Source organism: Paenibacillus sp. XP01 (assembly GCF_057364885.1).
On sequence record NZ_CP139481.1, the window covers coordinates 1,060,618 to 1,082,164 of the forward strand.

At 45.6% G+C, this 21,547-nt stretch carries 23 protein-coding genes and 1 pseudogene; 18 read left to right on the top strand and 6 right to left on the bottom strand.

All coding sequences use genetic code 11. The features are described 5' to 3' along the window. The first annotated feature begins 28 nt into the window (after positions 1–28). From SNR34_RS04830 to SNR34_RS04840, 3 genes are read left to right on the top strand one after another with little or no spacing between them, the layout of a single operon-like run. A complete protein-coding gene (locus SNR34_RS04830) occupies positions 29–901 on the top strand; it encodes a hypothetical protein (RefSeq protein WP_486181282.1) in 873 nt (290 codons plus the stop codon). Then, positions 852–1,553: a hypothetical protein gene (locus tag SNR34_RS04835; RefSeq protein ID WP_486181283.1), complete on the top strand. Its 702-nt coding sequence runs from the start codon at positions 852–854 to the stop codon at positions 1,551–1,553. The genes SNR34_RS04830 and SNR34_RS04835 overlap by 50 nt, the downstream gene beginning before the upstream one ends. Positions 1,554–1,600: 47 nt before the next feature. Continuing rightward, positions 1,601–2,098, top strand: coding sequence for a hypothetical protein (locus SNR34_RS04840; protein WP_486181284.1), 498 nt, complete (start codon positions 1,601–1,603; stop codon positions 2,096–2,098). Between the two features lie 80 nt (positions 2,099–2,178). Here SNR34_RS04840 and SNR34_RS04845 read toward each other — a convergent pair whose 3' ends face one another. After that, on the bottom strand, positions 2,179–2,904 hold the full coding sequence (locus SNR34_RS04845) for a hypothetical protein (protein ID WP_486181285.1): 726 nt from the start codon (positions 2,902–2,904) through the stop codon (positions 2,179–2,181). A 213-nt stretch (positions 2,905–3,117) separates the two neighbouring features. On the opposite strand from SNR34_RS04845, the gene SNR34_RS04850 reads away from it, so the two are divergent. Further along, on the top strand, positions 3,118–3,507 hold the full coding sequence (locus SNR34_RS04850; RefSeq protein WP_486181286.1) for a hypothetical protein: 390 nt from the start codon (positions 3,118–3,120) through the stop codon (positions 3,505–3,507). Positions 3,508–3,737: 230 nt separating this feature from the next. Here SNR34_RS04850 and SNR34_RS04855 read toward each other — a convergent pair whose 3' ends face one another. Then, positions 3,738–4,178, bottom strand: a complete 441-nt coding sequence (locus SNR34_RS04855; RefSeq protein WP_486181287.1) for a hypothetical protein — start codon at positions 4,176–4,178, stop codon at positions 3,738–3,740. A 249-nt stretch (positions 4,179–4,427) separates the two neighbouring features. Between SNR34_RS04855 and SNR34_RS04860 the strand changes: the two genes are divergently transcribed. The 3 genes from SNR34_RS04860 (at position 4,428) to SNR34_RS04870 (ending at position 8,835) form a co-directional block, all read left to right on the top strand. Then, a complete protein-coding gene (locus SNR34_RS04860) occupies positions 4,428–7,568 on the top strand; it encodes a DUF3427 domain-containing protein (RefSeq protein WP_486181288.1) in 3,141 nt (1,046 codons plus the stop codon). Positions 7,569–7,744: 176 nt separating this feature from the next. Continuing rightward, on the top strand, positions 7,745–8,062 hold the full coding sequence (locus SNR34_RS04865; RefSeq protein WP_486181289.1) for a hypothetical protein: 318 nt from the start codon (positions 7,745–7,747) through the stop codon (positions 8,060–8,062). Between the two features lie 50 nt (positions 8,063–8,112). After that, complete coding sequence (locus SNR34_RS04870) at positions 8,113–8,835, top strand: restriction endonuclease (protein ID WP_486181290.1); 723 nt, start codon at positions 8,113–8,115, stop codon at positions 8,833–8,835. Positions 8,836–8,885: 50 nt separating this feature from the next. On the opposite strand, the gene SNR34_RS04875 is transcribed toward SNR34_RS04870, so the two are convergent. Beyond that, entirely contained in the window at positions 8,886–9,245 is a 360-nt protein-coding gene (locus tag SNR34_RS04875; protein ID WP_486181291.1) for a helix-turn-helix domain-containing protein, read from the bottom strand. A 154-nt stretch (positions 9,246–9,399) separates the two neighbouring features. Here SNR34_RS04875 and SNR34_RS04880 point away from each other — a divergent pair, with 154 nt between their 5' ends. From SNR34_RS04880 to SNR34_RS04900, 5 genes and pseudogenes are all read left to right on the top strand, one after another. Continuing rightward, the gene (locus SNR34_RS04880; protein ID WP_486181292.1) at positions 9,400–9,843 is read left to right on the top strand and encodes a hypothetical protein; all 444 of its coding nucleotides are present in this window, start codon (positions 9,400–9,402) and stop codon (positions 9,841–9,843) included. 290 nt (positions 9,844–10,133) lie between these two features. Further along, complete coding sequence (locus tag SNR34_RS04885) at positions 10,134–10,511, top strand: hypothetical protein (protein WP_486181293.1); 378 nt, start codon at positions 10,134–10,136, stop codon at positions 10,509–10,511. 121 nt (positions 10,512–10,632) lie between these two features. Beyond that, positions 10,633–10,959: a nucleoside triphosphate pyrophosphohydrolase gene (locus tag SNR34_RS04890; protein ID WP_486181294.1), complete on the top strand. Its 327-nt coding sequence runs from the start codon at positions 10,633–10,635 to the stop codon at positions 10,957–10,959. An 88-nt stretch (positions 10,960–11,047) separates the two neighbouring features. After that, positions 11,048–11,969: pseudogene (locus SNR34_RS04895) on the top strand (DEAD/DEAH box helicase family protein). Continuing rightward, positions 11,944–13,386 carry a DEAD/DEAH box helicase gene (locus SNR34_RS04900; RefSeq protein WP_486181295.1) on the top strand — a complete coding sequence of 481 codons (1,443 nt, stop codon included), beginning with the start codon at positions 11,944–11,946 and terminating at the stop codon, positions 13,384–13,386. Before SNR34_RS04895 ends, SNR34_RS04900 begins: the two are co-directional and overlap by 26 nt. Positions 13,387–13,873: 487 nt before the next feature. On the opposite strand, the gene SNR34_RS04905 is transcribed toward SNR34_RS04900, so the two are convergent. Continuing rightward, the gene (locus tag SNR34_RS04905) at positions 13,874–14,593 is read right to left on the bottom strand and encodes a hypothetical protein (RefSeq protein ID WP_343261439.1); all 720 of its coding nucleotides are present in this window, start codon (positions 14,591–14,593) and stop codon (positions 13,874–13,876) included. A gap of 83 nt (positions 14,594–14,676) precedes the next feature. Here SNR34_RS04905 and SNR34_RS04910 point away from each other — a divergent pair, with 83 nt between their 5' ends. Continuing rightward, positions 14,677–15,450, top strand: a complete 774-nt coding sequence (locus SNR34_RS04910) for a hypothetical protein (protein ID WP_486181296.1) — start codon at positions 14,677–14,679, stop codon at positions 15,448–15,450. A gap of 139 nt (positions 15,451–15,589) precedes the next feature. Here SNR34_RS04910 and SNR34_RS04915 read toward each other — a convergent pair whose 3' ends face one another. Beyond that, positions 15,590–16,264 (bottom strand): hypothetical protein, encoded by a 675-nt coding sequence (locus tag SNR34_RS04915; protein WP_486181297.1) that lies wholly within the window; start codon positions 16,262–16,264, stop codon positions 15,590–15,592. 354 nt (positions 16,265–16,618) lie between these two features. Between SNR34_RS04915 and SNR34_RS04920 the strand changes: the two genes are divergently transcribed. From SNR34_RS04920 to SNR34_RS04935, 4 genes are all read left to right on the top strand, one after another. Further along, on the top strand, positions 16,619–17,242 hold the full coding sequence (locus SNR34_RS04920) for a sigma-70 family RNA polymerase sigma factor (RefSeq protein WP_486181298.1): 624 nt from the start codon (positions 16,619–16,621) through the stop codon (positions 17,240–17,242). A gap of 3 nt (positions 17,243–17,245) precedes the next feature. Further along, entirely contained in the window at positions 17,246–17,425 is a 180-nt protein-coding gene (locus SNR34_RS04925; protein WP_236420984.1) for a YvrJ family protein, read from the top strand. Beyond that, positions 17,406–17,675 carry a helix-turn-helix domain-containing protein gene (locus SNR34_RS04930; RefSeq protein ID WP_236420983.1) on the top strand — a complete coding sequence of 90 codons (270 nt, stop codon included), beginning with the start codon at positions 17,406–17,408 and terminating at the stop codon, positions 17,673–17,675. Before SNR34_RS04925 ends, SNR34_RS04930 begins: the two co-directional genes overlap by 20 nt. Before the next feature lie 207 nt (positions 17,676–17,882). Next, positions 17,883–18,383, top strand: coding sequence for a copper amine oxidase N-terminal domain-containing protein (locus SNR34_RS04935; protein WP_486181299.1), 501 nt, complete (start codon positions 17,883–17,885; stop codon positions 18,381–18,383). Between the two features lie 198 nt (positions 18,384–18,581). Here SNR34_RS04935 and SNR34_RS04940 read toward each other — a convergent pair whose 3' ends face one another. Beyond that, complete coding sequence (locus tag SNR34_RS04940; RefSeq protein WP_486181300.1) at positions 18,582–19,871, bottom strand: MFS transporter; 1,290 nt, start codon at positions 19,869–19,871, stop codon at positions 18,582–18,584. Between the two features lie 364 nt (positions 19,872–20,235). On the opposite strand from SNR34_RS04940, the gene SNR34_RS04945 reads away from it, so the two are divergent. After that, positions 20,236–21,525, top strand: a complete 1,290-nt coding sequence (locus SNR34_RS04945) for a galactokinase (RefSeq protein ID WP_486181301.1) — start codon at positions 20,236–20,238, stop codon at positions 21,523–21,525. Positions 21,526–21,547 lie beyond the last annotated feature (22 nt).

A 21,547-nucleotide genomic window follows, 5' to 3' on the forward strand; every position in this document is an offset into this window, starting at 1 on the left:
CAAGGGTGTTTCTGTTGACGTTGTACGTTTGAAAATTTATTTGGAAAAGCAGCAGCTTGAATTTTGTGATTCTGTGAAATATATCGATTCAAAGGTTGTTGAAGAAATCATCTTAGACATCGGCTTGAGCATAAGCATTTTTGCGAATATTTTACCGACGAATCATCCTGGCTATGCTTATGAAACGATGTTTCTGGAAGAGGACTTTGAGTATCAAGAGACAGTATCTTTTGATCTGAATCCGTCAGGAGATTACGAGACAGCTTATAGGACCATGTATAAAATTTGTTTTGCGATCCTTGAAATGTTCGAAGCACAAGGCATTTTGCATCATGTATCTGGTGATGAGATATTTCTCCATAAAGATGGTCAGTTTCTATTTAACGAGGTGTATATGAAGTGGTTGAACGAGAATTATCGCGGTCTTCTACGGGACCGCCAATCCAACATTCACATCCATTTGCCTTCAAACAAAGAACTGGAAAAGGCGCTTGACGAAGATACCATTACTAATGAAGTTTTGGCCCTTTGTATGCAGAATTACAGTTATAGAATCGTGGTTATGGCCATGTTCAAAGCGATCGAAAGAAATTATTGTGACCAGGGGATCATTGAAAGATTATCTGAACTAAGCGTACGTTTGGAAGATCATAAATTTATCGGACCTTGGCAAATAGGGCATGTGGCTTTAGCGACATTAGCGTTGTTGGATAACCAACATGCCAACGATAAATTCAACGAACTTCATGGAAGATTGAATGAGCAAGATCGTTTTTTAGTCCAACATTCATTGACTCTGAAGTGTATAAAGATTAAGAGGGCAGATTGTCAGACCCGGAGGGAGCCATGTCATGTCTCGATCCAATATCGTCATTTATACGGAGGAAGAGCTAAATATTGAAAAATGGCGCGGCGTGTTGTCCAAGTTCAATGCTGTAGATCAACTATCGAACTGGGGGATGGAACGTGCGGGCAGTTGGCTCTGGGTGAACCACTACGTTCTTGAACACAATGAAGAAATCAGGGGCATCTGGCTGGACATTTCTCGTGATTCCTTGGCAGATTCAAAGAAGCGTCAGATGCAAACAGCCATATTTGTACAACCAAGCAGAGATCGAAATGCAGTGTTCTTTGCCTTATCTTTTTGTAAAGAGATATACGCTATTCTTGATAAAAGGAAAGAGGTATGCATGTTCCATGCCGAAAGCGGATTGTTCTGTAATGATCAAATTGAAAATCTGACATTCTTGAATACCTCGCAATTCTATGATAAAAGGCAAACCAACAGTGAGACCATCCATTGCATGCTTCAATGTTTAACCGGAGAATTCAAGGCTGGAATCGAGTGTATTGTCGAAGATGGAGGTTGGGACGGGGAAGAGGTGCAGTATGCCGATTTGTTTCAAAACCTTTTGACAATGAGAGCTGAATTGGAGAAGGAACAGAATGCAGGGATTGTACCTACCATCACCGAAGAATTGAAAAATGTGGACAAGCTGATCTTGGAGCTAATGAGATTGGATCAAGCTAAGCTGCTGGGGGATTGCACATAACACTTCTGAAAGCTCTTGGTGGGATTATTAGTCCGAAGGTGAAAAAGATGTACCTGGATCAAGCCATTCTCAGATTGAATAATATAAACTGGAATTTAGTTGGTACAGTGTCTAATAAAGAAGATGCGGACGTAGGCTACGAATTTATGAGACGGCTAGCTAGCTTTTTTAAAGAGACACAACTTGCCCCTAAACCGCCAGGTCTCGCCAATGTAGCTAACTTACTTGGTGATTCCGAAGGAGAAATAGAGATAGCAGCACTTTGCAATTCAGATGTTATTCAATTTTTGTCCGAAGATAACAGCATACAAAGAATGATGCAATATTACCTGCAATTGGCAAGGTACGCAGACAAAAATCCTGATGTACATCGATATATAAGCATATATGACCCTTTAATTACTCTTTTGGAACAGGGAGGCGTCTTTAGTATTACACTACGTGAACTAGTGATCAAAAACGGTGGGACATATCCTTTAAATGGATGGTACGAACGATTTTTTGATAAAGCTCCACTTGATGGTTTGAACAAAAAAGGGCAATGACCCGAATTGTCGCAAAACAGAAGCGATGTACCGCAAGCGTAATGAAAGCAAGGCAGGGTGGGGACAGACAATTTGTTTTTTTAAAAGTAAGGTCCTTCATCGTCAAGTTCCGGAGACTGCCACCAGTAAAAATCACGATACACTAAATCCGTTGTCAAATATAACAACATGGAGTGATCACTCTTATCATTAATGGTCAGTTCATATTGAGAAACTCCAATATCATCAGAATCATTAAGCGCTGTGATCCATTGCTCCATTTTAGGAACCAGACTATTCACCTCTGAGATTTTCGCTGCGAGCACGATCGAGGCCATTTTTCCACCCAGAACGTTATCCTTAACTTCTGTCGATTCCACAATCACACCGTTTGCCTTCAATTCATTATATATAGCGTTCTGGACTGATTCAGAATCGAGCGTTCCTGCAATTTTAGATGAGAAATCGGGTATTCGAGTAATGTCATTAGAAACACCATTGTAAATCGATTGACCATTTTTTCCTGTGATCGTGAGATCAACATTTTTGATTTGTGAGGTTCCATTAGCCCCACTTCTTACTTTGTTCAGAATTGTTCGGATGGCTTTAATATCGTCTATGGTTGCTTTTTCTAAGGTAGAGGCTGATTTTATTTCCAACTTTAAATAGCTTTCTTGAGTGGTGATTTTAGAAATAGCCACCCCTTCCTTAACAAGTTGAGCTTGGATTAATGGGGCAGGACTTTCAGCAGAAATGGAGTTCATGTAAAACGCGCCACTTAGGGCGATAACGGCCGCTGCGACAAGAAACCATTTTTTATTTCTCATGTTTATTATCCACCTTATAAAGATTAAATTAAAGGCCCACAGCCCCGGAAATTTGCATGACTTGTCTTGCTGTTCGCTCATAAATCTAAACGGTTCCATCTGTGCATTTGTTACATAAATAGTGAGTGAGATCATATTGGAAGACGAAGAGAAAGGTGAATTCGTCAGGATGGTGAGAAAATGATACAGGTACTGGAAGTAAGAGACATCCAAATGGAGAGCGAAGTAAAATACTCCAATCAAGTAAACACATATAACGTGACAACAAATTTGATGTCTGACGATTATGTTCCATATCGACTTGCACAGTCTGCGATGATATGGCTTGGACCGAATGGAGAATTAGGGGAGCTTGAGCTCATTTTCCCCAAGGTTTCAGAGCAGTCTTTTTGGCCAAAACATAGCTTTGTTGAAACCGTAAAAGGGGTTCCTTTGTTCAAAATCGATTCACAACCTAGCGACGTCACTGTCGCACATCAAAAGGATGGATTCATGATTTGGATTGACCAGAACCATGAAGTGAATGTTTCGATCATAAGTCAAAATTTGATTTTCCTCCTTTCAGATAAGAAACTAATTGGGATCTATTGTAAGTACAGGTGAACACGTTGAATTAACCTTTTCCTTACAAATACTTTTGTTTCCTCTCTATCAGAAATTCCCGCACCCAGTAAGCAGATATATAAAGGAATTCAGATCCTATTTGAACGTGGAAAACATGTTTAAACCCCGGAAATAAACGATCCTCCCGGGTAGTTTAAATTTATTCTTTCACTGGCTATCTCCAACATGACGAGGAACACGAACGGTTTGATCTATGTCGGATTATATTATTATTTACATTTTTTGATGAAATCACTAGGGCCGCCAGCAGACTTTACTTCAAGAGAAGGAAACTCGAGGGTAAGACTAACATCATATTGGTTTTTATCTTTGGTATATCCATGTAAGAACATGGTTGAAGACATTGGGGTATTGATTTGAAAGCTAGTGAATTCAACTTCAGTATCGTAATGAGTCATGAAATACTTTTGTCCGATCGGGATCGCCTTTTCAAAGTAATTATTTCTTTCTTTCTCTGATAACTCATTACAAGCTGTAAGTACAACGATCAGAAAAGTTAGTAGAAATATGAAACGTGTGTATTTGAGCAAGATGATCACTTCCTTTCTTGGATAAAGGGGGTGAAACTGTGTCACTTGATCTTTTGGTGAAGATTCTAAAGACAAAAAACCACCGGCGATAGGTTGGCGCCAAAACCGGTGGTTTTTCATTCCGTATGAATCTCTCGCCGTGGGTAGCCCACTGGCTTTTTTTAGTTTAACGTTTTATCTACTACTGTCATTATACTACAACAAGAACATTTAGAAACATGGCTTTGAATTATCGCTGGTCAGATTTTCATATGGAGGGTAATGCAATCTACTACAAATTGGCCGATAATAGTTGTAATAGCTTTTTACTAGATATCCCATGTACATAGCATTCCCAAATACAACATCCTACAGACAAGAGGTACAGTCATGAAACAAGGCATATACGAACAATTAATCAATACGATCACACGTGAAGAACTGTCTGCGTTGGACCCTGATGCATATTCCATTGGGACCGAGCGGTTGGATGCAGAGGAGGCACGGAAGCTGTTATCTACATATTTGGCAGCGGTCACGAGACGGGCGCTCAAGATCGTGCGGGAACAGACAGAGGACAGCGGTGTGGTATTGGCACAGATTCGGACGTGCAATGAGATCATCGCAACATTGAAACATACGATCGGCGACGAAGAATACCGGGAGCTTCAATTGGACGAGCAGGGCGAGGTACTGACGCATGTTTATTCCAAACTGAACAGTATTCGGGCGGTCAAGGAGTCTAAAATCTTGCGGCCAGAAACGCCGCTATCTCAAAGTTCCTTGTTTACGGGTGCAAAATCCGAGCCCAGCATGCTATTGGAGTTGCAAAAAGAAATCGTTACCTCAGATCGCATCGACTGGCTCGTATCATTCATTAAATTCAGCGGTATTCGTCTGTTGTTGGAACAGCTTCAGCAATTTACGGCGGCTGGGGGCAAGTTGCGGATCATTACAACAACGTATATGGAAGCCACCGATCTAAAAGCGATCGTCGAACTAAGCAAGTTGCCTAATACAGAAATTCGCATTTCGTACGATACAAAAGTAACGCGTCTGCATGCAAAGGCATACCTTTTTCATAGAGATACCGGATTTACCACAGCATATGTCGGCTCGTCGAATCTCTCCAACCCAGCGCTTACGAGCGGCATGGAATGGAATTTGAAGGTGACCGAGAAGGATTCCGTGGACGTCCTGCGCAAGATTGAGGCGACATTCGAGAGCTACTGGAACGACAGGGAATTTACGGCATACATTGCCGAAGATGCTGCACATGAGGAACAGCTCAAAACGGCATTGGATCGGAAAAAAGAGCACCTTAACTCGTTTCATTTGGATATTCAACCGTATGACTACCAAAAAGAAGTGTTAGAACAGTTGCATGCTGAGCGTGCCTTGTACGGAAGAACGCGCAATCTGATCGTGGCTGCGACGGGTGTTGGTAAAACGGTCATCTCCGCATTTGATTACAAACGATATACAGGAGCGAATGCACGAGCCCGATTGTTGTTCGTTGCCCATCGAGAGGAGATCCTCAAGCAGAGCCGGGATACGTTCCGTTATATCCTGAAAGATATGAACTTTGGCGAGCTGCACGTGGGACGTCATCAGGCGGAATCATTGGATCATTTGTTTATCAGCATTCAGAGCCTGAATTCTATGAAGCTGACCGAGGTTACCAGTCCTGATTTCTATGACTACATTGTGGTGGACGAATTCCACCACGCGGCTGCACCTTCGTATCAGAAGTTGCTTGCGCACTATACACCGTCTATTCTGCTGGGGTTGACTGCTACGCCAGAACGAATGGACGGACGAGATATTCTCGCATATTTTGATCATACCGTAGCGGCCGAGATTCGCTTAACCGATGCCATTAATCGTAAGCTGCTGAGTCCATTCCAATACTTTGGCGTTACGGATACCGTCGATTTGTCTCAAGTGAAATGGTCTCGCAAAGGTTACGACCTCCAAGAACTAGAGAAGCTCTTCACGCATAACAAAATTAGGGCTACCCAGATCATGAACAGTTTGGACAAGTATGTCACTGATCTGAACGAAGTAAAGGGACTGGGCTTCTGCGTCGGCGTGGATCACGCCAAGTACATGGCGAAGGTGTTCGAAGAGGCGGGGATTCCGTCTATTGCGCTGCACGGGGAGTCGAGTGAACAGGAGCGTCAGTCGGCGAAAAGCCGCCTTGTCAGTGGGGAGTTGCGCATGATCTTTGTCGTGGATCTTTACAATGAGGGCGTTGATATTCCGGAAGTGAACACGGTACTTTTTTTGCGGCCAACGGAAAGCTTGACCATTTTTCTTCAACAGTTGGGGCGTGGACTGCGTTTGGCAGAGGGAAAAGAATGCCTGACGGTGCTGGATTTCATTGGACAGGCGCACAGAGAATACAACTTCCAGGACAAGTTCCGGGCCTTGATCGGCCCGACGAAGCACTCCATCTCGCATTATGTGGAGAACGGGTTCTCCAATCTGCCGCGCGGCACGTTCATCCAATTGGAAAAACAGGCCAAAGACTACGTGATGCGCAACCTCAAGCAGACGAGCAGAAGCCGTAGGCATCTGATTCAGAAGCTGCAAACATTCGAAGCAGATACTGGATTGCCGCTAACGTTGACCCATTTTGTAGAGCATCACGGGATGACATTGCATGACTTTTACGGAGGTCGGACAGGTAAAAGGTATTTCCGCGGCCTGATGGCCGAAGCGGGGGTGACGGATGCCATTGAAGGAGAACTGGAGGAATATATTCGCAGGCTGCCGTCAGTGTTGTCGATCAATTCGCGAAAGTGGCTTACGTTTCTAATCCATTATATCGAGCAGGGATATGGACCAAAGAACGAGGAAGAAGAGCGTATGCTCGTCATGTTCTATTATACGTTCCACCGGGCCGCACCCGAGAAGATGGGCTTTAGTGGGGTAGAGGACGGCGTAAAACGGGTGCTGGCTTGCGAAGCTTTTCGCGCCGAGATTGTGGATATTCTGAAATATAACCTGTCCCACTTGCGGTTTGTGGATAAAGGAAACGAGTTTCCATACACTTGTCCACTGGATATCCACTGTACGTATTTCATAGACCAGGTACTGGCCGCCTTTGGCTATTGGAATGCCAATCAATCCCCAGCTTTTCGTGAAGGTGTGAAGTATTTTGCAGATGAGAAAACGGATATTTTCTTCATTACACTGAACAAGTCAGACAAAGACTTTTCTCCATCCACGTTGTATGAGGATTATGCGATTAACGAGCGCCTCTTCCATTGGCAGACCCAAAGTCGGGTATCGGAGCATACGACAACCGCGCAGCGCTATATTCATCATCGGGAGACTGGGCACCGGATCGCGCTGTTTGTGCGGGAATATAAGGAAGAGCACAACTATACGTCTCCGTTTGTGTTTTTGGGTGAGGCAGACTATGTGAGCCATGAGGGGAACAAGCCGATGAGCTTTGTGTGGCGGCTGCGAGAAGAGATGCCTGCGAAGATGGTGGCTGTGGCGAATAAGTGTATTGTTTTATAGAACGAGAAAGCCTGCTGAGGGAAGCAGGTTTTGTTGTTCAAAATTTGTATTTTGTTGTGGAAATAAGTGGGGGGGTGTAAGATAATATTTCTGCTAAGACTAGCAAATTGGCGCAACTAATTCTCTTTGACTAGAGAAGGAGTGAAGCCAAAAAACGGTGGAAGGAAGGTAGTGTAGTGGAACATGATACACATGGCTCTAACAACAAAAGATCGAATTACTCAAAATTGATTATTTTAGGTTTTGTACTCGTGTTGCTTGCCGTTACGAATCCTACAAAGGAAAACTTCGTCGAGTGGGTGGTAAAAGAAGCTAGCGAGGAGGCGGATAGTGAATGGGTGGCTGCTGGAATTGATTTATTAGGGGGGCCAATCATAAAAAATGCGACAACGCAGCAAGACTTTATCTTTGTATCTGTTTTTAATCTTGGCATAGGAACAGAGAAAGTATCTTTTCTAGGGTTGGGTAAAAATTTTTTTATCAAAATTCAATGATACATAAATGCTAAGCAATCAATACATTGTAGATATTATAGGAGAAAAAAATGAAAGAGATCATCTGGTTCGCCATTGGAATTATTGTTTTAACGGTTGTTGCTGGACTACTCCAACCCACTAAAAAGAAAAAACGAAGAAGTTCAAAGACTTCAAGAAGTAAAGCGAAAAAGCCTGTAAGTAATAGTTTTAACCGTTCATCACCTACCTGCAGACCTGACGAAGTGATTCTAACATTGCCATTAGACAAAATGACGGGAGCCGAATTCGAGCGTCTGCTGGCTTTGTACTTCAGGGATCAAGGCTATTCCGTCAAAGAGGTTGGAGTAGGTGGTAAGGATGGAGGCGTTGACTTGGTCATTACGGATAAACGCGGAGAGAAAACGGCTGTCCAGGCCAAATGTTATGCTGACCATAACAAGGTGAACGTAATGAAGGTTCGTGAACTGGTTGCAGCTAAGCGCAATCACGATTGTATTTTATCCCTGATCGTAACGACATCCGATTTTACAAGTGATGCCAGAAAGGAAGCGGACCAGTTTAAAGTGGATTATTGGCATGGAGGATTGGTAGATAGCAAACTACGCAGCTGGGGCAAATGGAAGCCTTCTAATAAAGGCATTAAAACATCTAAAACGAATATATCCTCTAAAATGGTTTCTACCATGAAATGCAGTTGCGGTGCCCAGATGGTTAAGCGTAAGAACAAAGAAGGAGTGACATTCTGGGGATGCAGCAATTTTCCGAATTGCCGCAAGACAAAAGCGATTTAATAGCATTACTTGTAAAAGCAAAGCAGGCTGTGAGCAGTCGCCTTGCTTTTTTATTTTACGTTTTCTTCAGGGTCCCCCATAATTTCCCTTAAAATATTTCTGGACAATCTAATATTCTTAAAAGAAGTGTCCCTAAGCATGTCCACGATTTCCTGAATCATGATATCCGTCTCAGTAAACTCCATTTCATCATTCACATAAGCAAAGAGTTGAGAAATATTGACATCCAGCGCCTCCGCAATTTTAGCGAGATTAATTAGAGAAACATTCTTTTCTCCACGTTCAACCTGTCCAATGTATGTAAAATGGAAATCTCCCTTTTCGCCAAGAGCCTCTTGAGATAAACCTTTTGCCTTCCGTAGAACCCTAATTCGTGCACCGACTAATTTTAATATTTTCCGCTCATCCATGATCTACACCTCTCTTAATAAGAAGTCTAGTCAAGTTTCTGAATTGCATACATAGTCGAATGGATATTAAAGTTTCGATAAATCATATGTTTGAGTATTTATTTTATGGATTTTGTTATATAATACTGGTATATTTTTGATAGGAGAGGTGTCCATGTTAGAGCAGCGGGTTGATATGTATTTTGAAAAGGTTCATAATAAAAAACTTCATGCCTTGATTTCACATTTTTATCAAACATCACAATATCATCTCAAGCTCGCATACCTCATGCGTGACCATAGACAATTCAAATGCTGCTTCATCCTCTGTGAGTGGTCTTTCAACGCTGTACTTAAAGCCTTGTATATTCACGAAAACAGAACTCCATTTGTTCCTTCGGAACTCACCATGAATGAGATTTTGCGTCTGGTTCATCGAAACGAAACGGGTGAAGGATTAGACATAGCCTTGTTTATCGGGACGATGCAGCATCTTTCTTGCTTGGAAGTCGATCTCGATCAACAACTGCTGGATATACATCATGTTGATCCACTCCTTGGGAGAACCGAGGATCTTGTACATCAGTTAGCGGAAAATCTGAACATAGAACAGTGGTGATCGCTAGGTCCAGAGCATCATTTCTTGTACCAATTGCATCATTCACCCCGGAGTAGTTTCCAAACGAGGGTAGGGGAAAACAGGACTCCAGCGGGATGTATATCTGTTCAATCTTCTTCTAACATGGTTAAATAACAACTTTCATGGACGGAGATTTATATGGCCACGATCAAAGTTACGCCGGAACATCTAATGCATTTATCCAGACAAATGGAACAGGGGAGACAGGAACTCGAGTTCCTTTAAATACAAAAAAAGAATTATAGTAAGCACAGGAATGGGGGATTAAAATGGGGAAGTATGTATCTGTTAGAGGTTGGTTAGAGTGTGATGAACAAACTGTGCATGAGGTCAGAAAGATTCGGGATGACTATACCGAGAAATATAATGATGCTTTACTGGACAAAAGCAAATTAGAAATGTACCAGTCAGGTTGGACTTTCCCAGAGACACAAATCAATTGGACAGCTTATGTATTTTATGGGGCCGATATTAGAGAGTATTATCTTGATTTCATGAGAAAGCAATTATCAGAGATGGCTGCCATTTCGGACATAACGGGGTATTTTCTTATCGATGATCACGATGGAGAGAAAAATCTATGCTGGCAAATCTCTAATCATAAATTGATTGAGACTGAGCAAGAAAATATAACTTTCAATAAGTAAATTAACAATACCTACTCCTTTACAGAATTAACCGACTTCCTTCCCATGGCGGATGGTATAATGGCAAAAGGGAGATTTTGGCGATAACCTGAATACTCTCCTAGAAAGGATGTCATGCCATATGCCTACATATAACAAATTGGTGCGGGACAAGATTCCGCATATTATTGCATCTAGCGGGAAAGAAAGCCGCACACGCATTTTGGACCCGGAAGAATACAAGCAGGAGCTGCGCGCGAAGCTGCGCGAGGAGTCTGACGAATACTTTAGCGCAGAGAACGATCAGGAAGCGCTGGAGGAACTCGCCGATATGCTGGAAGTAATTCGTTCTCTGGCTGAAGTGCACGGCGCGAATGCGGCACAGCTGGACAAGCTGCGGGCGGACAAAGCCGAGGCGCGCGGCGGATTTCAGGAACGGGTGTATTTGATCGATGTCGACGAAGCTTAATGTCAAACTGATTACCGACAATCTAGCAGATGAACTGATTGCCCGGGTGCGTACCGCATCCGGGATTTATATCATGACCTCGTTTATTATGGAATCCGGGGTAAAGCTGCTGGCTCCGCATCTGAAACAGGCTGCCGAACGCGGAGCAGAGGTACGAATGCTTGCGAGGGATTATTTGTACATTACGCAGCCAGAGGGGCTTCGAGCATTATGTGAAGTTGACCCACGGATCGAAGTTCGGTTGTGGTGGAGCATGGGGAATTCCTTTCATCCAAAAGCATACCTTTTTGACCACGATAATGGCGAAGGCCTGCTCATCGTAGGTTCATCCAACTTTTCGTTCACAGCGTTGAAAACGGGGTACGAATGGAATCTTGCGATGAATGCGGAGGCAGAGCCGTACACATTTCAGATGGCTTTGGAGAAGTTCATGCAGAGCTTTTACCACGAGACGACGATGCCCGTGAATCTCGATTCGATTGCGTTGTATGAAGAAGAGTACGAGAAATATCACCGACGAAATCCTGAGATGATTCAGCGTATCACCGAAATGGAAGAAGCCGAGATTAGTACAGGGCGTATCGATGGGGAGGAAGAGGGGACCGCAACGCTGTCTACTGCTCCCATTCAGCCGCGATTTGCACAGATCGACGCACTGAAAGCATTACATCAAACGATGGAAGAGCAGTACAACAAAGCCATGGTTATCATGGCGACAGGACTTGGCAAGACGTATTTGGCGGCATTCTTTGCAGAGCGGTTTAAGCGGGTATTATTCATAGCACATCGTGAAGAAATTCTGAACCAGGCGAAAAGGTCCTTTCAGCAAGTCATGCCTGACCGCACCCATGGGATATACAACGGACAGCACAAGGATGGCGAAGCCGACTGTGTTTGCCTCTATCTACACGCTCAGCATGCAGAAGCACCGAAGTATGTTTGAACCTAATGCATTTGACTTAGTCGTCGTGGACGATTTCCATCATGCGGCAGCAAAAAACGTACATTAAGGTCATGGAATATTTTCAGCCCCAGTTCCTGCTGGGTATTACCGCTACACCGGACCGTTTAGATGGCAAAGACATTTACGCGCTATGTGATGGTAACGTGGCGTACCAAATGCATTTTATTGATGCGATCCGTAGGGGATGGCTTTCTCCGTTTCAATACTATGGCGTGTTCGATGAAACGGATTATTCGCAAATTCGCTGGATTGGCACGCGCTACGATGAACAACAGTTGATTGCCGCTCAGCTTCACGAGACGTACGCGGAGAAAATTCACGGTGCTTGGATGCAGCATAAGCAAACACGTACGATTGGTTTTTGTTCTTCGATTCGGCAGGCCGATTATTTGGCGGATTATTTCCGCGTTCAAGGTGCCAAGGTGCTCAGCCTGCACTCCTATACGACGGAAATGTCACGGGAGGAAGCGATCCGGCGATTGGGTGCAGGTGATTTGGATATCGCTTTTACGGTCGATCTGTTTAACGAAGGAACTGATATTCCTAGCGTTGACACCCTATTGTTCGTACGACCAACGGAGTCGTTGACGATCTTTACTCAGCAGGTGGGCCGAGGACTGCGTCTTGCTGAAGGTAAATCCCATTGCGTCATTATCGATCTGATCGGGAACTACCGGAATGCGGATGTGAAGTTAAGCTTGCTGGATGTACATGCCAATGAGGAGAGAGAAGGAAAAAGGTTGGCTTCGGCGGTGCCGGAGGTCCCGACCAATTGTGAGCTTCATCTGGATGCACAGGTCATCAATTTTCTTCAAGAGCTGAGCCGGAAACGGCTGCCTCGCCGCGAGAAGCTGCATAAGGATTTTATCGACGTAAAACAAGAATTGGGACGCATTCCGACATATCTGGAATTACATCTCATGGGGCAATCCCCGAGCATCGGATATCGGAGCGAATTCGGTTTGTATGTCGGTTTCCTCCACTGGGCCGAGCTGCTGTCTGTCAAGGAAAACGAATGTTATGTGCGTCATGAGGTTTGGCTTAAGGACGTAGAGAAGACTTCGATGAGCAAGAGCTATAAAATGGTCGTGCTGCTCTACATGCTGGAGCGTGGCGAGGAACGTTGGCTCGATCCGATTACGCCGAGCGAGGTGGCTTCGTTTTTCCATAACTATCTGATAGAGAAAGAGTATCGGAAACGCAAGGACTTTGCGGACAAAGACAAGCTGTCGTTATGGGAATGGAATGAGAAAACCGCAGCGAAGGTGGAGAAGCTGATTGCCGATATGCCAATGTCCAAGTGGGGCGGGGCCAAAGGAAGCATGACCCGTTTCGAAGACGGCGTCTTCTCATTGAATATTCAGGTTCATGACGATGCAGAACGTAATTTGTTATACCGATGGACGAAGGAAATTTGCCTGTATCGGTTGCATGCGTATTTCGAACGAGGCGTGAAAGAATAGAAAGAAAGATTTAATCTATATAGGTTGAACTAGACATTTACACGATAACGGAGAGGGCAGAAAGAATCTGGAGAAGCGAAGCGGTCTAAAAGCTTTCTGAAAGAAAGCTGCATCGGAAGCATAGGCTTATCACCGGATTTTCCCTTTGAAAAAAGGGGATCAAAAAATCTGGGGATAACAGTGATCGGAAGATGGTTCTGACCACGTAGTGACTCCGTGTAAAAATCATCGGTTCAACTTATATAAATAGCGAAAGTCTCGGAACTCCCCCTTTAATAAATTCACGATAACCAAGTCCGATCTTCGTTTCTCGAAGGTTGGGCTTTTTTCCATCTAATCTATTTCCAATTTGTTTACGAATAGTTACAATATTGGTTTTCTTCTTAGCGGCTTTGATACCGAACTGAAACCCCAATCGGAATCCTGTATTATATAATTACTTAAATTGGAAAAACACCCCAATGAGGGGTGTTCCGCCTGACCACGCTTAGAAATTGGTCGAGTACGACAATCCGAAAGACGAAATATTATAGCTCTTGCCATGCACTGTCCCCGAACCGTTGCGGATCGCCGTTCTGCGGGCGATGGGGTCAGAACCTTTGACGCCTTTCAAGACGGAGTACAGACGGTCTTTGTCAGGGTAGCGGCCCGTTTCGCCGGAATTTCTCCAAGCCTTCTCAAGCGACGTGATCTCGGAAATAATCGAGCTCTCGCCATCAAGGCTCCAGGACTGAACGGCATGATCGAACAGGAAGGCAAGGCCTTGCGTACTCACGATGCCGAATTTTCCAGCGAAGGCAACGGCGCGATCCAGATAACTTTGAGCATGCTTGCGCTGCAATGCCTGGTTTGCCGATTTGGCGCCCATCGCTTCGAACAGGCTTTTCCATTCAGAGACGACCCCGCCGCCGCTTGTAGAGATGCTGTCCCCCCAAGCAATCTGTTGAGCCTTCGTTTTGTTGAGGACGACGTCTTTCAGGGTTGCTGCCTTGGTGGTGCCGAATATGCCTTTGAACTCGGTTTCGTTGTTCTGGATGTACTCCTTCAGCAGCGGTTGCAAGCTGCCCTGGCCAAAATTGTACTGGATGATGCCGAAGGATAACCCTTGCCCGTCAAAATTGCCGCTCAGGTTGGAGTAACCGTTGTTACCCTCAAAGAATCCGGTGTTTCTCAACAATTTGTCTTTCAAGCTGTCTGTCAGTGCCATGTGCTTCATCTCCTTATGTTTGGGAATACTCATAAAGCGAATGAAGTCTGGCGTAAAACAACCTGGAATGGAGAAAATGTTCGATGAAAAAATATGCCCTTGCTTTCTTGGTCTTCTTTATGATTGGTACAGGGAGTCTGATCTGGGTCTATACAAGCACTATGACAACAAGTCAGGCTGCCGAAACAAGTGCGGTACACATGGAACGACTTGGCTCCGGATCTGGTGACTCAGCAGCGGCTTCTTTGCCTGATGTCGTGGAATTCAAAAGCGATGATACGTCCCTCAAAGTACGGCTTAACGACATCCCGCAGTATAAGAAGTATCTGTTGAATGAAGAAAATACTGAAGCAGAGATTGCACGCACGGAGTTTGTGAAGCTTCCTGTATCTACTGCTGAAACGTATGCGATGTTGAAGTATAGCTGCGGAACCCAATCGTGCTCCACGATCCTGATCCGAACCGATGGCGAACATACCGATAGTTTAACGATGCCTGTTGGCATTTTTCAGGATTACAAGCTGTCTCCCGATCATGATAAAATGCTGTTTCGGTATGCCAACGATGAAGGCGGTGTGGTTGTCCGTCACATTATCGTTGCAGTGGATCTAGACTCCTTTAAAGTGATTCGATATGCATCGCCCGATCTTGAAAAGCAGTTCATGTTGAAGCCGACATGGCCAGTCCTGTCTTATGCATGGATCAACAACGATCGATTCGATCTCGAAACGGCAGCCCTGGATACCAGTGATTTTAACGCGATCAAAGACTGGTTATCCTCGGAACGTCGCAAGATCAAGAAGGTGGAGATTCAACTGGATGATAGCCATCAGTTAGATGAGTTTCCTCGTGAATAATAAACATTCCATGCAGCAAAAAAATCGATGAAAGGACGTTGGCCCTTGCCCGGGCTGATGTCCTATTTTAATTGCAGCAGCGTCTTTTCCTTATTCCCAAGGTTTAGCGATCTATCGTTTCACACGTTCTCACGCTTATCTATTCTGCAATGAACTGTTTACTGTCTTTATTAAAGCTATATGTTGTAGTTAATGTATCGCCTTGTCCTTCTGTATTTCTCGTGGTTACGACCAGCTTTTCGCTTTCATTGTCGGGAGTACTCGTCTTTTCATAATTGATCGTTTCCTGAACGTTGTCAGCCTTTTTAAAAGGGATTGCAAATGCTTCTCCGCTTTCTTTATCCACGCCAAAAGCATAAGAATTATACCCTCTTGAAGAGGTATATTCAGGAGTGAGCAGGAAAACGTCCATGGCTTCAAAGCTGATTTTCTTGAAGGGAATAGGCTGGTCAGAAGGTTGAATAAACACAAGCTCCTGTAGTTCTTTTATTTCTTTTATCTCCTCATGATGTTTGGAAATCACCGAGTAATTCCCTTGATAAAAGAAGTCTCCTTCACTCCCTAGAACACTTGGTGTGGTGACATGGCCAATCGCTTCTTTTCCTTTGGAGACAACATATAGCTCACCGTGATCTGTATCTATCCGGGCTCGAACAGTCGGATGTTCTTGATAGGAATCAATTTTAACTACATTAGCATAGGGCGATTTTGGATTTTGATTTTTGAATTCATCACCCTTATTCGTCTCCGTCGATGTACTTTCGGTCTGATCTATAGACTTTTCTGAACTCTCAGTACCACATCCAGATAACAAAATACTTACTGCAGCTATGGAGCTTAGGACAAACGAAGGTTTCTTGAAAATTATTGAAATCGCTTCCTTTCTAAATGCTCGTGTATTTTACAAAGATGATTTTACATCATCTATAACCCATAGAAGTGGATAACATGTAATTTATTTCTTAAAAAGGAGTAACTTACGATCAGACGTGCCGCTAGCGGAAAATGGGTTACCAAGATGCAAATAACTTCGTCTGCTGCTTATTTATTTTGTACATAATGGAAAAAAATATAGTATAATAAAACGAACAGGTGTTCTTATTTTGGTTGTTTTTAAGGGATTGAATTTCGCCTTCTTATATATAAAGAATGAAGGAGGGGGAGTCGGATGAGCACCCTGGAAAGACATCGCGATTACGCCACGCAAACATGGAGCGCACAGTTTGAAGAGTACAAACAGCAGCATCCCGCGTTATTTATGAACCGGGTCGTTGCCACCTTTTTTGAGCAGGAAAAGCACAGAAAGCTGTTAATCCAGTCGATCAGAGGCGAGGAGGGGAAGGAAAAAGAACTGAACGAGTCGTTTCGGCGTTATTTGTTCCAATACCGGTTCATTACGTACATTACGCTTTCGCTCAAATTCATGAGTTTGGATCAGATGAGGCGCAATCAGCGTTATGCCACCCGCAATGTGCTTATCTATGACAAACCATCCGCGGAAGATTCGGACACGCGACTTGGGGAAACGATAACTGCATATCAAGCTTCATATGAAGCCCCGATGACGGATGAGCAGACGATTCGGTTCAGAGGAGGTTTTGAGAACGAACAGGTGGAGTCGGCATTTGAGCGGTTGACGGAAAAACAGAAGAAAGTGACGACGTTATATTACGGACAAGGATATTTCGATCATGAAATTGCCAGCAGTCTTCAGGTCAGCCAACAGGCTGTGGCGAAGACGAGAAACGCGGCATTGAAAAAAATGAAAACGATACTGGCGAGAGGGGAATAAGCGATGGATCAAAGTTCTATTTCGACGCTAATCGCAGGGATCAGTCAAGTCGGTTTCCCCATTATGATCACGTTGTATTTGTTCACACGATTCGAAAAAAAGCTGGACCAGCTTTCCCTGAACATAGGGAATCTGATCGAAGTCATCAAAGCGGTGATTAAAGATGAATCCAGGAAACATTGAGTTCTATGATGAAGTCCAAAAAGCACAGCGTGGTGATCGGGATAGCATGCTGCGCATCATCAACGCCTTTCAACCGGTTATTCAGAAGATGAGGAGCGAGGTTAGGCCACAGGAACGGGACGATCTGTCCCAGACCATTGTGGAAGGATTGATCAACAAAATCATGAATTATAAGCTGGATCAGGTTCCGACGTATGCGGAATTCTGCAAACAACTGTTTCTTACGGAACAATCCGATGGTTCTTCTTAAAGGTAGAGGAGAGTCTGCTTCAATCCAATCCATGCGGTCTGGTAAAATACATAGGAAGTAGGGAGGTTGTGTGCCCTGCTTTCCTTTGTTTTGTTGTTATGATGAGTTAAGGGGTCTCCATGATCATCATGATGAAACAAAACGCCGTATAATCCCGTTTATAAAGGAAGACAACCATGGATGGAAATCATAGAGAGGAGGCGTAACATGAAAAAAGTATATTATATGCTGCTCGCTGCCCTTTGCGTGGTCACGGTGGCAGGCGCCGCGTATGCGTCGAAAGCAAAGGCGTCCAATGCCGGCACGGGAAAAGCTTCTCCGTCGTACATGTTAAAGGTCAACGGAAAAATCGTGGAGCCGGACGGCCACGCTCTTTCGCCTTATGAAGTTCAAGGAGCGGTTATGGTTCCTTTGCGCCAAACGGCAGAGGCGTTGGGGTACACCGTAAGTTGGATGCCGGAAGAGAAGGCGGTTCGCGTGGAAGACGGCATTCAATGGGTGTTGGTGAAAAGCGGCAGCCAAGCGGTTCAATTTACCGGGAAATTGAAGATCATTAACCTGACGCAAGAAGTGGATCTACCCGCGCCGGTCAAAACGCATAAAGGCGTTACGTATGTGCCGGCTTCCTTGTTTGAGCCATTTTTCAACGAGGTCGTTGTGAAGGACGGCAGCGTGTCCATTTCGGCACAAATGTCGACTATTCAATGAGATTTCCCTTTGAAAAAGAGAATTTGAAAAAAATCTGGGGATAACAGCGATCGGAAGATGGTACTGTACTCGCAGTGGCCTGGTGTGATTTGTGATTGCGGTTTATATAGGTACGCAAATCAAACCTTTGATGATTCGCTCCAGGCAGCAGCGAGAACTCAAAGGTTTTTGGCTATGCATGATGGATGATTATTCGGATCACATTCGTGAGGCGTGGTTGGTTTGTTCGGAATAACCTCTTAAATTCACCGCAAACAACAAGCAGGAGAGCAGGTAGACTGCGCTCAGCAACAGATAGGGCAGCTGCAAGGAGAGTTCCCGATCCAGCCAGTTTTCGCTAACCCGGACCAACAATCCGCCGAGAAACGTACCGATGGCGCTAATGCCGAACGAAAGAAAACGAAACACGCTGCCTACTCGGCCCAACAGCTCATTGGGCACCGAACGCTGCAGGATGGAGGAACGGATCACGTTGTAAACGACGATGAAAAAGGCCGCGCAGAAGTACAATGCCCCCACGGCATAAGCGTTCTTAGTAAGGCCCACCAGACCATAGATTACGCCCATGCTGAGCACGCATAGCAAGATAAGCTGCTTGGCGTTCCAACGGTTGCGCATCCGCGCCACGGCCTGGCTGCCGATAATGCTGCCCACGGTGGCAATAGCAATGAGCATGCCGAACGCATGCGGTTCGAGATGCAGCACTTCCCGCACGAAAAAGATTTGCGTCGACAAAATGACGGCATACATCAAGGTCACGGTAACCGATAGCAGTGCCAAGCCGCGAAGGAAACGATCCTGGATCACGTACCGAATGCCTTCCCCAAGCTCCCGCCGCCAGTTGGTCATGGGCCGATCAGGCTTGGAGGATTGTCCATGCTCCGGCGCAGCCGGTACATCGAGATTGGCGGTTTGCCCTGGTGTGAAGGTCCCCTTCAATCCGATCAGAAGCAAGACCGCGACAACCGCCGTAACCGCATCGATGGCAAAAGGAAAGACGATGTGCAGGCCGAGAATGAACCCGCCCAGCGCCACGCCCAGAATGTCGCTCGTGATCAGCTGCCCTGCGGTAAACTGGCCGTTGGCTTTTTCCAGTTTGCGTTCATCCACGATCTGTGGAAGGATCGTCTGCACGGTGCTGTCGAATATGACCCGGCTGACGCCGATGCCGAACATAAACAGGGCCAGCGCCGGAATGCTGATCCATCCGCTCCACACGCACAAGGTCATGAAAACAAGCAGGACCATGCGGACCATGCCGGCACCGACCAACAGGTGTTTGCGTGAATAGCGATCAATCAGGACACCGATGGGCAAACTGAAAAGCAGCCAGGGCAGACGTAACGCGGTCATCGTGATGGACGCATACAGCGTATCACTGGTGAGGGTGGAAATCAGCCAAGGCACTGCCGCTATGGTGAGACCGTCCCCCAGGAACGTGATGGAGAACGCGGCAAAGAGCTTGGCGTAGTTCGTTTTGGTTTTCATCAAGACCTCCCATGTTCAAAAGTATGTATCCCATAAATGAGGCTGCAAGTCCCAGTTTCCATTAAATACAAATTTAGTGGATATCGGGAAGGCATTCAAGTGCTTTTTCCGTGCAAGGACATCTGTTCTATTCCCTTAAGCGGAGTTTCCGGGAAGCTGTACGGGCAAATATAGTATGTCGAGGCCCATAGAGAACCCTTTCGGACACATCTTTCAAAAAACGCTTACAAATTTCAAAACTGCCCTACCTTTTCCCTTCGGAAGCTGAGATAATGGGGGAGGTAAACGCGATATTTTTTCGACCGAAACAACATGGATAATCCAAAACTATACCGCTTACATATGAAACGGGAGGAATACACAGATGACACAGATCACAGAGATCATCAGATCGGCAAAGGGACAAGCATTGCTGGCCCAAATGTACGGAGCGCAGCACGTCGAGGAGCAGGCGGCACGTTACGAGAAGCTGGATGCGTCGTTCCGGCAGCATTTTGGCGCACAGGACGGAGTGCAATTATTCAGTTCGCCAGGACGCAGCGAGATCGGCGGCAACCATACGGACCATAACCACGGGAAAGTGCTTGCGGGCAGCATTACGCTGGATACGATTGCGGTGGCCGTGCCGACGGACGATTCCGTCATTACGTTTTATTCCGAAGGATACGACAAAAAGTACGTCATCGATCTGGCGGATTTGAAGCCCAACAGCGAAGACGATGGAACAACCGGGCTGATCCGCGGCATGGCAGCGGGCTTCGTGGAGTTCGGATACAACGTTGGCGGGTTCCAGGCGGACATCTCCAGCAACGTGTTTTCGGCGTCCGGCGTGAGCTCTTCCGCATCGTTCGAGATGCTGATCTGCACGATACTGAACCATTTTTACAATGAAGGCCGATTGGATGTCGTGACGCTGGCGAAGATCGGACAGTATGCGGAAAATAATTTCTGGAACAAACCGTCCGGCTTGCTTGATCAGATGGCATGTGCGTACGGCGGACTGATCTCGATCGATTTTGCCAATGCAGCCGAGCCTGTGATCGAACCTGTGAACTGGAACTTCCAAGAGAACGGTTATTCTCTGGTCATCGTAAATACGGGCGGCAACCATGCCGACCTGACCGAAGATTATGCTTCCGTGCCGAACGAAATGAGAGCGGTGGCCGAGGCGCTCGGCGGAGAGTACGTTCGCGATATTTCGGAGGAAGACATCTACGCCAAGCTGCCTGCGGTACGCGAAGCGGCCGGAGACCGGGCGGTGCTGCGTGCGCTTCATTTCCTGGAAGAGAACAAACGCGTGGACGGTCAGGTGCAGGCTCTGCGCGAAGGACATTTCGCAGACTTCCTGTCCCTGATTACGGCATCGGGCAACTCCTCGTGGAAATGGCTGCAGAACGTATATCAGAGCGGTGCCGTGCGCGAACAGGAAATCTCGGTCGCGCTTGCGCTGACGGAGAACTATTTGGCCCAATTGGGCGATGGCGCGTGCCGCGTTCATGGCGGCGGTTTCGCCGGCGTTATTCTGGCGATCGTGCCGAATGACAAAGCCGAAGAGTACATGAACTGGATGCGCGGCATGCTGGATACGCCGGTCATCGTGGTCAACGTGCGCGAACATGGCGCAATCTGTTTGAATGCCGTACTTTTGGCATAATCCATAATTATATCGCATCGTC

Bases quoted from the DNA above. Each gene is read 5' to 3' on its own strand.
- SNR34_RS04945 (WP_486181301.1), top strand. From the start codon at position 20,236: ATGACACAGATCACAGAGATCATCAGATCGGCAAAGGGACAAGCATTG.
- SNR34_RS04890 (WP_486181294.1), top strand. From the start codon at position 10,633: ATGCCTACATATAACAAATTGGTGCGGGACAAGATTCCGCATATTATT.
- SNR34_RS04930 (WP_236420983.1), top strand. From the start codon at position 17,406: ATGAATCCAGGAAACATTGAGTTCTATGATGAAGTCCAAAAAGCACAG.
- SNR34_RS04855 (WP_486181287.1), bottom strand. From the start codon at position 4,178: ATGAAAAACCACCGGTTTTGGCGCCAACCTATCGCCGGTGGTTTTTTG.
- SNR34_RS04840 (WP_486181284.1), top strand. From the start codon at position 1,601: ATGTACCTGGATCAAGCCATTCTCAGATTGAATAATATAAACTGGAAT.
- SNR34_RS04905 (WP_343261439.1), bottom strand. From the start codon at position 14,593: ATGGCACTGACAGACAGCTTGAAAGACAAATTGTTGAGAAACACCGGA.
- SNR34_RS04845 (WP_486181285.1), bottom strand. From the start codon at position 2,904: ATGAGAAATAAAAAATGGTTTCTTGTCGCAGCGGCCGTTATCGCCCTA.
- SNR34_RS04900 (WP_486181295.1), top strand. From the start codon at position 11,944: ATGCGGCAGCAAAAAACGTACATTAAGGTCATGGAATATTTTCAGCCC.
- SNR34_RS04910 (WP_486181296.1), top strand. From the start codon at position 14,677: ATGAAAAAATATGCCCTTGCTTTCTTGGTCTTCTTTATGATTGGTACA.
- SNR34_RS04850 (WP_486181286.1), top strand. From the start codon at position 3,118: ATGGAGAGCGAAGTAAAATACTCCAATCAAGTAAACACATATAACGTG.
- SNR34_RS04835 (WP_486181283.1), top strand. From the start codon at position 852: ATGTCTCGATCCAATATCGTCATTTATACGGAGGAAGAGCTAAATATT.
- SNR34_RS04860 (WP_486181288.1), top strand. From the start codon at position 4,428: ATGAAACAAGGCATATACGAACAATTAATCAATACGATCACACGTGAA.
- SNR34_RS04920 (WP_486181298.1), top strand. From the start codon at position 16,619: ATGAGCACCCTGGAAAGACATCGCGATTACGCCACGCAAACATGGAGC.
- SNR34_RS04885 (WP_486181293.1), top strand. From the start codon at position 10,134: ATGGGGAAGTATGTATCTGTTAGAGGTTGGTTAGAGTGTGATGAACAA.
- SNR34_RS04870 (WP_486181290.1), top strand. From the start codon at position 8,113: ATGAAAGAGATCATCTGGTTCGCCATTGGAATTATTGTTTTAACGGTT.
- SNR34_RS04875 (WP_486181291.1), bottom strand. From the start codon at position 9,245: ATGGATGAGCGGAAAATATTAAAATTAGTCGGTGCACGAATTAGGGTT.
- SNR34_RS04880 (WP_486181292.1), top strand. From the start codon at position 9,400: ATGTTAGAGCAGCGGGTTGATATGTATTTTGAAAAGGTTCATAATAAA.
- SNR34_RS04925 (WP_236420984.1), top strand. From the start codon at position 17,246: ATGGATCAAAGTTCTATTTCGACGCTAATCGCAGGGATCAGTCAAGTC.
- SNR34_RS04935 (WP_486181299.1), top strand. From the start codon at position 17,883: ATGAAAAAAGTATATTATATGCTGCTCGCTGCCCTTTGCGTGGTCACG.
- SNR34_RS04940 (WP_486181300.1), bottom strand. From the start codon at position 19,871: ATGAAAACCAAAACGAACTACGCCAAGCTCTTTGCCGCGTTCTCCATC.